This window comes from Bacillus sp. MM09(2025), assembly GCF_050496725.1.
Lineage (GTDB): Bacteria > Bacillota > Bacilli > Bacillales > Bacillaceae > Bacillus > Bacillus pumilus.
On record NZ_JBNWEN010000004.1, the window covers coordinates 795,160 to 807,913 of the forward strand.

Here is a 12,754-nt window from a genome sequence, read left to right on the forward strand (position 1 = left end):
TTATACCTACCTTCCTACGACACCCATGCCGTTTATTACTTTATCCAATATTTCATCTTGTAATGTCACAACTCTCGCAGCAGCATTATATGCATGCTGAAATTGGATCATATTCGTCATTTCTTCATCAATGGAAACAGCACTCGTGGACATTCTACGTTCATTGGCTGAATTGACAAGAGCGGCTGAACTGCTTTCTAGCGTCATGTTCTTTTTCCCTTGAATCCCCATCTCAGCAATGACATTTTGGTAGTAATCCTGGATCGTTGTTGTATTGCCACCGATTGGTAACTTTAAGTCTTGTATATTTGCTAATTTTGTAGCATTCGAACCGTCACCTTGTGTTTGATTGAGAGATGCTGCAATATTATCTGTTGATGCTAAAATGACATCACTCACTTTGATACGAGCAGCTAAGCCTTTATTCAATTCATTGTTATTCTCAATATCAAAGAAGTCTTGTCCACTTGTGCCATTTAACGTGTACCCCTGCTTATGCACATCGTTAAATGTATCCATAAATACTTGTGCTACTTCATCCAGCTCTGCAAGCATATCTGGATACATGCCTTTTTCAGCGCCATTTGACATGTAGCCATAAGCCTCAACAAGTGCTTTTACTTTACCATTCACTTGAAGCTGATCTGCTGCAATGGTTGTTGTTCCGAATTGAAGTGAGTTAACAAGTCCCGTTGTATTATCATAGGAGATTTGCAGTTCAGATTTTTCGTTCGTAATGCCATTCAAAATCGTTCCAGCAGATTGTCCATTTGCACCGATAATGTCGATGTTGACAGTTCCTTCTGCAATTTTGAGTGCATTCCCGCCAGATGGATTATAGCTCACTTTAATATCAACAAGTGAAGATAATTGATCTACCAACGCATCACGCGTATCATATAGATCATTTGGAAGATATCCGTTTGGCTCAACTGCTGCAATCTGTTTGTTCACTTCATCTATTTGAGATAAAATCGTGTTCACATTTTTGGCTGTTGAATCGAGTTCTGTTTTTAAATTCTTTTGTATCGTTGTTAAAGAAGAATTAAGTAGACGGAATTGATCTACTAAAGCCTGTGCACTTGTTTTAACAACTGTACGCGCAGACGCTGTATCAGCATTTTTTGTTTCGGATAGGACCTGTAATGATTTCCAAAGGTTATCAAAGGCTCTATTTAAGCCTTCATCCGTCAAATCATTCATAACTCCCTCCATTTGTGAAAGGGCGTCAGATTTTGTTGAGTAGTAAGACAAATTATTGTTATGATCTCTGAATTGCAGATCTAAAAAGCTGTCTCGAATTCTTTCAACGGTTCCAACTTCAACACCTGTCCCCATTTGGCCATACGTCTTGCCGTCATAAACTGAAATGACTGGATAAGGATTATCTGCTTTAAAGGTAACTCTTTGTCTTGAGTAGCCATCCGTATTTGCATTGGAGACGTTGTTTGATGTGACATAAAGCCCTGCACGCTGGGCTGTGATTCCTCTTTTTGCCGTTTCTAGTCCCATGAATGTAGAACCCATTGGTATCCTCCTTGTTTACGCCTTTGAATCAAACAAAGCCCTCTGCTGTTTAGGCTTTGAACTCTCAAGACCATTTTGTCCGTAATTCATATTCTCTTTATTAGGGTTAACGAGATCGAATGTCAGTGAAATAAATTGAAGCGACTGCTGAATGAGCTGTTTGTTCAGTTCATTTACATCTTTCAGTTCCACCATGATGTCATTTAATTTGTCATATAACGAAATGAGCTCTTCTTGATCCGAACCTTCAGCCTTTTCGATACACGCGGTGATGGTTGGCGGTTCATCACTTTGTAAAAATTGAACTGTCGCTTCAATTCGTTTTTCTTCTAATTGAGAAATGGCCTGAATATATTTTTGTTCTAAATTCAAAACCTCTGAAAGAGCATCAATCTCATTGCTTTTCAGCATTTCTGTTTTATCCTTCGACAGCTTCAAAAGCTGTTCATGCAATCCATAGAGACGATGCAGCTCTTCAATGATTATTTTAACTGACATTCACGCTACTCCCTTTTGTTATTGTTGTTTATAAAAATTCAGCATTTTATCAGCAATGCCCTTTGTATCTACTTGATATGTTCCGGCTTCAATGCTTTTTTTAATTTGGTCTATTTTATCTTGGCGTTCTTTCATGATATTCGGCACCTTTTGCATTTCGATTGCCTTTTTAGAAATTTCGACTTTATCAGTTGATTTTGCTTGATTTGATTGCAACGTTTGTTTCTCATATGTTTTCTTGTAAGGATTTACTGGTTGTGTTCCATATCGATTAATTTTCACGGGATTCCTCTCGCTTTCCGTTACAGTCTGTCTTGATTCTATCCATTTTATCGACCAAACTGCAACTTAGTTTAGGGAATCAATCGTTTTTAGGATTAATGGCATAATAGGTGTCTTTTTTCCTAGATTCAATCTCCCTTTTACGCTCTTCTTCTTGGTTCATTTGACTCATTTGCGAATGAATGTCCTGTTCACATTGGCTGCAAAGCTTGTTTTTTCTGATCGGTTGGCCACATCTTTCACAAGGATAGTTGATATTCGGAAATTGGCTAATTTGAAGTCTTTTCAAACGGATAAATTTCAAGATTAATTCTTCATCAACTTCTGTTGCATCTACTATTTCAGCAATGGTTGATTGTCTATTACTTTGCTTTCGCAAGAATTTATAAACGATATCAAAGGAACGTTCTTCTTCTTCAAAGCATTTGTTACAAACCGTTTGGATGGTCGTTTTTAAAAACAGCTGATTACATTGTGGACAGTTTGCCAATTGATTCATAACCAAAACCCCTTACGTTATTTTCTCTTCTTATTATCGGTTAATTATCCTGAATTTTAACTACGGATCAACGTAAATGAGGAAACACTTTTAGCACCTGCTTCTTTTAAAATTCTCGCCGCATCATAAATGGTGGCCCCTGTTGTATAAATATCGTCAATTAAGATAACATCCCTTTGAACGATCGCATCTGTCTGATTGATTTGAAACATTCCTTTTTGATCTAAACGTTCATTTTTCTTTTTCTTGGACTGTTTACTTTGATGTATTTTCACAAGCGGCTGCTGGATCGGCTGACCAATCAAGGAAGCAAGTATAACGGACTGATTAAACCCTCTTTCATTTAGTCTTTCTTTACTTAAAGGAATCGGGATTAGTACAGGTTCTTTAATTGAAAAGGAACGCTTAAATATCGCTTGGACATCTTGTTTAAAAAGCTCAGCTAATGCTGTATCACCTCGAAATTTAAAGCGGGAAAGGACATCTTTCATCAAATCGTTGTAAGCATAGACAGACCTATTTTTCACAAGTACTGTAGTAGAATCAAGGCGTTCTTTCCACCTGGAACAGTCTTGACATAATTGATCATTCGACTGCGCTCTCCCACAGGCTGGACAAATCGGGCGTTGAATTTTTTCTAGGCGATGCTTACATGCTATACATAGACGATCATCATTTAATAGAAGTAATGATTTCCATGTAAAAGAAGCGACAAAATGCCCCTCACAAATTAGGCAGATCAATTGTTATCCTTACTTATTGGCAGACGATGTTCGCATCTTGGAAATGTGGAGACCTTCGAAGCGGCTTCTGTCAGGATGACCAGCATGGCCGTATTCTTCTGTTTGTCTACCATCTCCGATTTACTGTAAGATATTTTATCGATGTCTGTTATATACTGAGGCTTCACTTGATTCAGTGAAATTGCTAATACATCTTCTATACACTTTTCACAGTGACAAATCATGTTTAATTGGTTGAGATATTGATAGAGGATTTCCTTGAGAAGTGTTTCTTTTGCATTGAGTAGCATATTTGTCTCTCCTGCCATTTGTGTATTGTGAATATAAATGTACCATGAAATTTAGCTGAACCCACATTATTTTTCAGAGAACTCTTTTTCAGCTGTATCATTCATTTTTACAATATGCTTCTTTGCTTGTTTCATATTTCTTGTTAAACCAAAATGAAAAAAGAAAACATCTCCTTTAAAAAAATCAGGATGTCTACCTGCTCTACCAGAAATCTGAACAAGTGCACTTTCTGTAAAGATAGTAGATTCTGCACCTAGTACCCCCACTTGTACATTTGGAATGGTTACGCCTCTTTCTAGAATTGTGGTTGTAACTAGTACATCGTATTTATCATCTCTGAATTGCTGGACCTTTTGTTTCCTGTCTGGATCTTCAGCAGACACCCCTTCTACATTTAAGTGGTGCTTTCTAAGAACCTTCGTTACCTTCTTCATAGTAGAAATAGAAGGAACAAAAAATAAAGTCCTTCTCTTTTTTGTAATATGATTCTGCATCCAATTCATTACTTTAGATGGGAGCTGATTCTTCTTTAATTTCTTCTTCCAATTTCCAACCCAATGAAAGGATGGGACGGGTAAAGGTTGTTGGTGAAAGCGCAGAGGAATTTTTATGGCTTCTAGTTGTCCACGAAATACATCTTTTATCATTTTCTTAGACGGCGTCGCACTTAAATAAATCCTGACCCCTTTCTTTCTCATTGCCTTTAAAACAGCAAATTGGAGACGTTCATCGATTGAATAAGGAAAGGCGTCCACTTCATCAATAATGAGCACATCAAATGCATGTTTATATCTCATCAACTGATGAGTTGTAGCGATGACTAGCGGTGCTATTTGGAACCTTTGAGGACTTCCTCCATAAAGAACAGCTATGTTCAGTCCTTGAAATGCTTTCTTAAGCCGCGGCTCTAGTTCAAGGACAACATCAGTTCTAGGTGTCGCAATGCAGACACTCATCCCTTGATGTAAGGCATATTCTATTCCGTGAAAAAGCACCTCTGTTTTCCCTGCCCCGCAAACTGCCCAGATGAGTAAATCAGATTTGCTTTTTATCGCTCTGATCAATTTTTCTGATGCTCTTTTTTGTCCTTTAGATAGGTTTCCCTGCCATGTTAATTCCGTGTGACATATTTCTTCCATTTGCGGACCCGTCCATTCATAAAGAAAGCCACATTCCTTTGTTTTCCCCATCATGATGCATGATCTACAGTACACACAATCTTTTTGACACTTGTCACACGGAGAGTGGGCAAAGTACCGATTTTTTGATACACCACATCTGCAGCAAATTAGACCATTTGCTTTCCTCTCAATAGCAGGTGTTCGCATAACTAACCCTTTCTCCTCCAACCAATCCAAATCAGACTGCGAGCATCTTGTTTCAGCAGTAAGCAGGTGGCGTGACTGCAGGTGCTGCCCTAGTTCCATTGCTTTGTCTATGTTCAATTTCAACAAACACCTTTCAACTGATGTTTGCCTATTATGCGCAAAGACATGACCTTTCGTCCAACAGCTAAAAAAGAAAAACAAAACCCCTTTTCTAAGAGAAAAGGGGTTTTTAGGATTTATCTCATCACCCAGCCAAGAGCTAAGGAGCCTTCGCCTAGGTGAGTGCCGATTACAGCACCAAAATAGCTTTTATAAAATTCAACATGAGGATATTTTCCTGATAAGTGCGCAATTAAATCGTCTACTTCTTCTTCTCTATTACCATGTATCACTGTTGCTCTCATCGGGACACCGCGTGATGCATCTTCGTCAAATAATTCAAACATACGTGAAATGGCTTTTTTCCGTGTACGAATCTTCTCAAAAGGGACAATTAGCTTGTTGTCAAAATGCAGTATAGGCTTTACCTTTAAGAGGCTCCCAATAAAAGCCTGAGCACCATTTAATCTGCCGCCTCTTTGTAAATGAGTTAAATCGTCTACCATAAAATAAGCTCTCTGATGCTCTTTCAGGTAATTGAGATGGGCTAACACTTCTTCTAGAGAAGCACCAGCTTGGATTTTTTCAGCAGCTTCTATCACATAAAAACCTTGCGCCATACAGCTAGTTTCTGTATCAAACGGATAAATATCAATTCCGTCAACTAGGTCATTTGCTGAGGCTGCACTATTATATGTTCCACTAATTCCGCTAGAAAGGTGAATACTAATCACGGCATCGTATGTTTCACTTAGTTTTTCATATAATTCTATTAGTTCACCGAAAGCAGGCTGAGAGGTGGTTGGAAGGTCTTTATGCTTTTTGACTTCTTCATAATATGTCTTCCAATCCATTTCTATTTCTTCACGGTATGATTCGTTGCCAAAAATGACATTAAGAGGGATCATATGAATATGATGTTTATCACGCAGCTCTTGTGGTATATAAGCAGTACTGTCTGTTACAACGGCTATTTTCATTCTTAAATACCTTCCTTATCCGTTAAGTTGCTCTTTTTTATTTTTAAAGAATATTCATTGTGTTTCATTAGATTTATAATAGTAATCAAAAAAGCCTGCCTAATCAATAGGCAAGCCCGTTATATCCGAAAAGACTCCTTATCTACCTATCATTTCTCTCCAATTAACATGTGAGAGAATCAAAAACAGGCGAAAAAGGAGTACTTGTCCGGAATATTATCTCATTTCTACCCAGCCGTTCTTAATTGCTACAACAACAGCTTGTGTACGGTCGTTTACATTCATTTTTTGTAAAATGTTACTCACGTGGTTTTTGACTGTTTTTTCACTAATAAAGAGCGACTCACCAATTCCTCTATTGCTCTTTCCGTCAGCTAACATTTGAAGTACTTCGCACTCACGTCTCGTTAAGATATGAAGTGGTCTGCGAATTTCAGGATATACTTCATGCTGCGGATGTGCTGAAACACCGCTAGTCGCTAGGCGACGGAATTCATTTACTAAGTTATGAGTAACTTTCGGATGTAAATAAGATCCTCCGTCAGCTACGACTTTCACTGCTTCAATGAGCGTGTCTGCATCCATTTCTTTTAACAGGTAACCTCTTGCTCCTGTTTTTAATGCATGTGTCACATAGTTTTCATCGTCATGAATAGATAGAATAATGACTTTTGATTCGGGATAAAGCTCAACTAGCTGCTTTGTAGCCTCTACACCATTTACATTCGGCATATTAATGTCCATAATGACAACATCCGGATGATAGTGTTCTACGATACGTGCAGCTTCGTCACCGTCGTCTCCTTCTGCAACTACTTCAAAAGTAGGTTCAAAATCTAAAATCCGTTTGACACCTTCACGGAATAATTGGTGATCATCAATAATTACAATATTTACTTTAGTCACAAGCTACGCCTCCCCATGTTTATTGTTCTACACCTGAACTTTATGGTCAATATGTCTTTTGTCTCTATTTTACAATTTTATTTTGCAATGTTAATGGCACGCGAATCATGATGAATGTCCCTAGACCTATTTTTGAGTCTATGGTCATTTTACCTTCAAGTAAGTCTACGCGTTCTTTCATGCCAAGTAAACCGAAGGATTTGTTTTTGTTTGTTTTCACATCTTTCATATCAAAGCCTTTTCCATCGTCTTTGATAATTAACGTGACAAAGTCTTTCGTCACTTCTACTTTTACAGAGATTTCTTCAGCTTCGGAATGCTTCAATGAATTTGTGACAGCTTCTTGGGCTAGTCTAAACAGTGCCACTTCGAATTGAGAAGCAATTCTTTCATTTTCTGTATCCCCTAGGCATTGGAACGTGATCTTGGTTTTTCCATCATACTCTTCGATTGTGTTTAAATATTTTCTTAGCGTCGGAATGAGACCCAAATCATCTAAAGCCATTGGTCTTAAATCATAAATGATTCTTCTCACTTCGTACAGAGCATTTCGCACATTCTGTCTGAGACTTCTAATTTCTTTAAAGCCTTCTTCTGTCCCACGATCTCTGAAAATCCGTTCAATTAATTCAGAACGCATCATCACGTTTGCCAGCATCTGGGCGGGACCGTCATGAATTTCACGGGATACCCTTTTACGTTCTTCTTCTTGGGCTTCAATAATTCTAAGTCCAAAATCTTGTTTTGCTTGAGCATCTTCAAGTAACACGCCAACTTGGCGTAAGTCCTGGTTGAGATAGTTGAGAACCACTGTGATCTGGCTCACAAGCGTTTCAGAGCGTTCAATGACGTCTTGCAGGCTTAATAATCGTCTTTCCAGATCGTCTCTTCTTTCTCTCAGTTGCTTTTCGCGCTGCTGGATCATGGTGAGTTCCACTTGCAGATTATGTGCTTTTTCGTAGGCCTCCCGTATTTCTTCTTCGCTAAATTTGTTGAAGTTTCTGCTGACCTCAGATAAACGATTTCTAGCATGTCTCGTATGGACTTCTAGTTTATCCCCAAAATCAATTACTTCGTTTACTTGCTGTTTGATTTGCTTCAGCTCTTCTACAAGGCTTTCATATTGTTGACGGGACTGTTCGCCTATCCTAAATACTTCGTCCTTGCTGCCATCAACTGTACTTAGCATTTTCATGATGATTGAATCCAATAATTTCGGATCCATTTTAGGTGTTGTCATGGCTTTTCCCTCCCGTAACAGTGATGTCATCTTTTTTTATTATAAATGTCATTGATCTGCATTTTATGTCGAATTATAATGAAAGAATGCGTATAAATCATGAAGTTTTTATGACGACCCTTTTTCTACCCCTATCATCATAACAAAATACGCTGTAAAATTCTAAAACCAATGCAAATTTTCTCTAGTCTTACAATTTGCTTTTCAGGAGGGTATGTCTTTTGCTGAATCGCTATCTTACAGTAAAAAGCCGTGGCGAGCATGAGATCGTCATTGAAAAATCACGTTTTATTTGTCATATACAGCGTGCTGTCTCAGAAGAAGAAGCACAAGCATTTATACAATCCATTAAAAAACAACATTGGAATGCCACACATAATTGTTCTGCCTATCTCATTGGAGAACATGACCTGATTCAAAAAGCGAATGATGATGGTGAACCAAGTGGTACAGCAGGTGTGCCAATGCTTGAAGTGTTAAAAAAACGGAAGCTGAAAGATACAGTCGTAGTAGTCACTCGTTATTTCGGCGGTATTAAGCTAGGCGCCGGTGGTTTGATTCGTGCCTACGGAAAATCTGTATCAGAAGCCATCAACCATGTTGGAATGGTAGAGCGCTGTTTAATGCGTACGATGCACACAACAATAGATTATACATGGCTTGGAAAGGTAGAGAATGAGCTTAGAGCCTCATCTTTTCAGCTAAAAGAAATTCATTATACAGAAGATGTTATTTTTGAGACGTATGTAGAAGAAACACAAACAGAGCAGTTCATCGAATGGATGACTGAGCTGACAAATGGAAAAAGTGTTACAAAAGAAGGCGAACTGATTTATTTAGAAAAGGACATTGGTCCGATAAAGGAGACAGATGAATGGCACAACGAGTAAAAGTGCGTGTACGAAAGAAAAAGAGTAAGAAGAAGAGAATTTTCAAACGTATCCTGGTCTTATTTTTGCTTCTTATCATCTGCATGGGCGGATTTGCAGTCTATAAAATAGTCAATACACTTCAAGCCGCTGACAAAACATATGATGAACTAGACCGCGGAGAGAAATCGAAGCTTCGTGATGCGGTCATTGATATTAAAAAGAAGCCCTTCTCTGTTCTATTTGTCGGAATTGAGGATTATGCCACAGATGGTGACCATGGCCGTTCAGATTCACTTATTGTCGCAACAATTAACCCTCAAGACAAAACGATGAAAATGGTTAGTATCCCTCGTGACACACGCGTACAGCTTGCAAGTGACACGACAGGAAGTAAAGAAAAGATCAATGCAGCATATGCTAAAGGCGGTAAAGACGAAACGATCGAAACTGTCGAACAATTCTTGAATATTCCGATTGATAAATATGCGACCGTTGATTTTGACGGATTCAAGGATGTCATTGATGAAGTCGGTGGAATTGATATCGATGTTCCATTTGACTTCAATGAAAAAAGTGATGTGAAAAAATCGAAAAAGATTTATTTCAAAAAAGGCAATATGCATTTAAACGGGGAAGAAGCACTTGCTTACGCACGGATGAGAAAACAAGATCCACGCGGTGATTTTGGACGTAATGATCGTCAGAAACAAATTTTACGTGCAATGATTGATCAAATGTCGAAGCCAAATAACATTGCGAACGTCGATAATATCGCCAAAGAAGTCAGTGATCACATTTCAACCAACTTCCGTATCACAGAAGGTCTAGCGCTTCAACAAATCTACGGCGGGTTTAAGGGAGACGACACAGAAACACTTTCTATTAAAGGGTCAGATCTTTATTTAGGACCAAATCGAACGTATTACTTTGAGCCAGATCAAACCAATCTAGCTAACGTACAAAATGAATTACGGACGCATTTAAAGCTTCCTGCTGAATCTTCGACTGAAACAGGATCAAGTGATACAACTAATCCCTCCAGCACAACAGGCCAATAATAAAAACAGCCCAGTTCCTAGGAACGGGCTGTTTTTTATTGTCTTTTGACCATTCGTTTATAGAATTTCGTAAATGGTTTGAACTCTTCGTTGACCAAACCTGTGACTTCCGCAATCACTTGCATAAACATCACCAGTAAAAAGATAATGATGAGCGATAACCAAAGGGTCGCGCTTGTCAGCAAAATCGCACTTAAGCTAAAGACTAACCCAATCATGTAAATCACGATGACAGCCATGCGATGGGACAAGCCAAAGGCCATTAGTCTATGATGAATATGAGATTTGTCCGGTGATGAAATCGGCTGTTTGTTTAATATGCGCCTAATGATTGCAAAGGTCGTATCAAATATAGGAACACCTAGAATGATCACAGGAACAACAACACTAAACAAAGTGACACTTTTGTATAGCCCTAAAAGTGACAGCACCGAGATCATATAGCCTAAAAATAGCGAACCGGTATCTCCCATAAAAATCTTCGCCGGATGAAAGTTGTAAAAGAGAAAGCCGATCGTACTGCCAATGACGACAAGAGATAAAGAAAGAATCAGAATCTTATCAGCGGAAAATGCCATCACTGCAATCGTTGTTAAACCGATGACAGAAATACCGGCAGCTAGTCCATCAAGGCCGTCAATTAAATTAATGGCATTTGTGATGCCCACAATCCATAGCACGGTGAGGGGATATGCCATCCAGCCTAACTCAATTCGATCTGTTAAAAAAGGAACAGAGAAGAAGTCCATTTTTAAGCCCGTGCTCACAATCAAACAAGCAACAAGAACTTGTACGAGAAATTTAAATTTTGCACTTAAATTATATTTATCATCAAATATACCTAAAATGACGATGAGTACGGCACCAACTGAAATTGCTGTAATTTTATTATGTAGAAACAGCCCGCCTGCTAATGCTCCAGCCGCTACTCCAATAAAAATTGCCAAACCACCCATTCGAGGCATTACTTTATCATGAACTTTTCGTTTATTCGGCTGGTCCACTGCACCAATCTTAATTGCAAACTTTTTGACGATTGGTGTCACAATTAAAACTGTAGCCAGAGAGACAAAAAACGCTAATAAGGCGCGTTCGTAATCCATAGGTCAGTCTCCTTCTAAATTGAAATCTGTATTTTGTATATTGGCCGCTCTTTCCATTATACAATTGAATAGAGGATGATCACAACCTCCCCGGTGATGAAACAAATAAAAACGCACAATCCCGAATGAATTATGCGTTTTCTTTAATATTCGTTAGTTCTACCATGTTTGTGAACAGCGCGTGCCAATCTTTTTTCTTCGCTCGGCTTTGTCTTAGATGTCTATAGCTTGTGTCATCTTTTTTGCTGATCACTTTTAGGCAGGCTTCTACGAAGAGCACAGGATCATCGCCCTCTAAATATTCATACACATCCTTCTCTTTTAGCCTTTCCGTTGATGGGAGATTTAAACCGACAACCGGTATTCCAGCGGCTAAAAATTCATAAAGCTTGAGAGGGAACACCGCTTGATTGTAAGGGGATTGTTTGTATGGCATCATCCCTACATCAATCAGCTTCATATAAGCAGGCACTTCTTCTGGTGCAACAGCTCCTGTCCAAATCACATTAGGCAGTTTGAGTGCATGCTGAAAAGATGGATCTCCATTCGTTCCATCCGGACCGACAAATAAAAATGTCCAATCAGGCCGCATACGAGCAGCTTCAGCCATCATGTCAAAATCGAGCTTTGGCTTAATCCCTCCGATAAAACCAAGCACGGTCCCTTCTCTTCCTTTCAGCACATCTTCTTTACACGGAAGATTGCTTTTCGCAAACACATCATATTCGACGCCATTTTCCACCGTAAACACATCTTTTGGTTCTCCCATAAGACGTTTTTTGATTTGATCGTGTAAATATTGAGAAGAGCATGTAATGCTGTGTGCATATTTAATGATTCGATTTTCTGCTTTGACAATGACACGCTGCCTCATATAAGAAAGAATGTTATGGTTGCCGCTTATTGGCTCTCCCCACAGGTCACTGCAATCATAGACAATATGTTTCCATTCAAATAAAGAAGATAAGAGCGGAAAGCCCGGAAACGTATACCACAAACAAACGGCGATCCCCTTCTTTTCCTCCTGCCGCAATTGTTCAAGAAGAGGGGATAATTTATGAATATAGAACATGTCTTGATATCGGCCAAAGCGAAATAATTTGCTCTTGAGCACATCAGGAATGGTCAATTGCTTCATTCGATCTGTTATGGGCTGAAAGGGAGTTGTATGACGAGATGATGACGGGCATACCCAGATGACCTCTTTTGTTTCTGGATCAGATGCTAGAAATTCGGCCAGCCGATGCCGTCTGTACCTCAGTCCGTCCTGTCCCCATTCTCCCGTCGCTACGACAACATGTATGATCGAGTCTGCTTTCACCTTTATC

Annotated in this window: 14 protein-coding genes; 2 read left to right on the top strand and 12 right to left on the bottom strand. The window is 38.9% G+C overall.

The window, feature by feature from the left end:
• Nucleotides 1–6: 6 nt before the first annotated feature.
• The 10 genes from flgK to ACQYAC_RS10510 form a co-directional block, all read right to left on the bottom strand.
• Nucleotides 7–1,527, bottom strand: a complete 1,521-nt coding sequence (flgK, locus tag ACQYAC_RS10465) for a flagellar hook-associated protein FlgK (RefSeq protein WP_429943249.1) — start codon at nucleotides 1,525–1,527, stop codon at nucleotides 7–9.
• Nucleotides 1,528–1,542: 15 nt separating this feature from the next.
• Nucleotides 1,543–2,025: a flagellar protein FlgN gene (locus ACQYAC_RS10470; protein WP_034660146.1), complete on the bottom strand. Its 483-nt coding sequence runs from the start codon at nucleotides 2,023–2,025 to the stop codon at nucleotides 1,543–1,545.
• An 18-nt stretch (nucleotides 2,026–2,043) separates the two neighbouring features.
• The gene (gene flgM / locus ACQYAC_RS10475; protein ID WP_003213252.1) at nucleotides 2,044–2,307 is read right to left on the bottom strand and encodes a flagellar biosynthesis anti-sigma factor FlgM; all 264 of its coding nucleotides are present in this window, start codon (nucleotides 2,305–2,307) and stop codon (nucleotides 2,044–2,046) included.
• A 79-nt stretch (nucleotides 2,308–2,386) separates the two neighbouring features.
• Nucleotides 2,387–2,806 (bottom strand): TIGR03826 family flagellar region protein, encoded by a 420-nt coding sequence (locus ACQYAC_RS10480; RefSeq protein WP_034660147.1) that lies wholly within the window; start codon nucleotides 2,804–2,806, stop codon nucleotides 2,387–2,389.
• A 56-nt stretch (nucleotides 2,807–2,862) separates the two neighbouring features.
• Entirely contained in the window at nucleotides 2,863–3,549 is a 687-nt protein-coding gene (locus ACQYAC_RS10485; protein ID WP_429943250.1) for a ComF family protein, read from the bottom strand.
• Nucleotides 3,546–3,839: a late competence development ComFB family protein gene (locus ACQYAC_RS10490; RefSeq protein ID WP_429943251.1), complete on the bottom strand. Its 294-nt coding sequence runs from the start codon at nucleotides 3,837–3,839 to the stop codon at nucleotides 3,546–3,548. Before ACQYAC_RS10490 ends, ACQYAC_RS10485 begins: the two co-directional genes overlap by 4 nt.
• A gap of 66 nt (nucleotides 3,840–3,905) precedes the next feature.
• Nucleotides 3,906–5,285 carry a DEAD/DEAH box helicase gene (locus ACQYAC_RS10495; RefSeq protein WP_429943252.1) on the bottom strand — a complete coding sequence of 460 codons (1,380 nt, stop codon included), beginning with the start codon at nucleotides 5,283–5,285 and terminating at the stop codon, nucleotides 3,906–3,908.
• Nucleotides 5,286–5,404: 119 nt separating this feature from the next.
• Nucleotides 5,405–6,247 (bottom strand): DegV family protein, encoded by an 843-nt coding sequence (locus tag ACQYAC_RS10500; protein ID WP_429943253.1) that lies wholly within the window; start codon nucleotides 6,245–6,247, stop codon nucleotides 5,405–5,407.
• Between the two features lie 216 nt (nucleotides 6,248–6,463).
• Nucleotides 6,464–7,153: a two-component system response regulator DegU gene (gene degU, locus ACQYAC_RS10505; protein ID WP_008348273.1), complete on the bottom strand. Its 690-nt coding sequence runs from the start codon at nucleotides 7,151–7,153 to the stop codon at nucleotides 6,464–6,466.
• Nucleotides 7,154–7,217: 64 nt separating this feature from the next.
• On the bottom strand, nucleotides 7,218–8,393 hold the full coding sequence (locus tag ACQYAC_RS10510; RefSeq protein WP_024719243.1) for a sensor histidine kinase: 1,176 nt from the start codon (nucleotides 8,391–8,393) through the stop codon (nucleotides 7,218–7,220).
• Between the two features lie 221 nt (nucleotides 8,394–8,614).
• Between ACQYAC_RS10510 and ACQYAC_RS10515 the strand changes: the two genes are divergently transcribed.
• Both ACQYAC_RS10515 and ACQYAC_RS10520 read left to right on the top strand, forming a co-directional pair.
• On the top strand, nucleotides 8,615–9,283 hold the full coding sequence (locus ACQYAC_RS10515; protein WP_058013556.1) for a YigZ family protein: 669 nt from the start codon (nucleotides 8,615–8,617) through the stop codon (nucleotides 9,281–9,283).
• Nucleotides 9,268–10,323, top strand: coding sequence for an LCP family protein (locus ACQYAC_RS10520; RefSeq protein ID WP_061409762.1), 1,056 nt, complete (start codon nucleotides 9,268–9,270; stop codon nucleotides 10,321–10,323). Before ACQYAC_RS10515 ends, ACQYAC_RS10520 begins: the two co-directional genes overlap by 16 nt.
• Nucleotides 10,324–10,358: 35 nt before the next feature.
• Here the strand turns inward: ACQYAC_RS10520 and ACQYAC_RS10525 are convergent, their stop codons facing one another.
• Both ACQYAC_RS10525 and tuaH read right to left on the bottom strand, forming a co-directional pair.
• Nucleotides 10,359–11,426, bottom strand: a complete 1,068-nt coding sequence (locus tag ACQYAC_RS10525; RefSeq protein WP_058013554.1) for a glycosyltransferase family 4 protein — start codon at nucleotides 11,424–11,426, stop codon at nucleotides 10,359–10,361.
• A gap of 130 nt (nucleotides 11,427–11,556) precedes the next feature.
• On the bottom strand, nucleotides 11,557–12,753 hold the full coding sequence (gene tuaH / locus ACQYAC_RS10530) for a teichuronic acid biosynthesis protein TuaH (RefSeq protein ID WP_429943952.1): 1,197 nt from the start codon (nucleotides 12,751–12,753) through the stop codon (nucleotides 11,557–11,559).
• Between the last annotated feature and the right edge of the window lies 1 nt (nucleotide 12,754).

Coding starts and splice junctions, on each gene's coding strand:
- flgK (WP_429943249.1), bottom strand. CDS start 1,527: ATGGGTTCTACATTCATGGGACTAGAAACGGCAAAAAGAGGAATCACA.
- ACQYAC_RS10470 (WP_034660146.1), bottom strand. CDS start 2,025: ATGTCAGTTAAAATAATCATTGAAGAGCTGCATCGTCTCTATGGATTG.
- ACQYAC_RS10480 (WP_034660147.1), bottom strand. CDS start 2,806: ATGAATCAATTGGCAAACTGTCCACAATGTAATCAGCTGTTTTTAAAA.
- ACQYAC_RS10490 (WP_429943251.1), bottom strand. CDS start 3,839: ATGCTACTCAATGCAAAAGAAACACTTCTCAAGGAAATCCTCTATCAA.
- ACQYAC_RS10500 (WP_429943253.1), bottom strand. CDS start 6,247: ATGAAAATAGCCGTTGTAACAGACAGTACTGCTTATATACCACAAGAG.
- ACQYAC_RS10510 (WP_024719243.1), bottom strand. CDS start 8,393: ATGACAACACCTAAAATGGATCCGAAATTATTGGATTCAATCATCATG.
- ACQYAC_RS10520 (WP_061409762.1), top strand. CDS start 9,268: ATGGCACAACGAGTAAAAGTGCGTGTACGAAAGAAAAAGAGTAAGAAG.
- ACQYAC_RS10525 (WP_058013554.1), bottom strand. CDS start 11,426: ATGGATTACGAACGCGCCTTATTAGCGTTTTTTGTCTCTCTGGCTACA.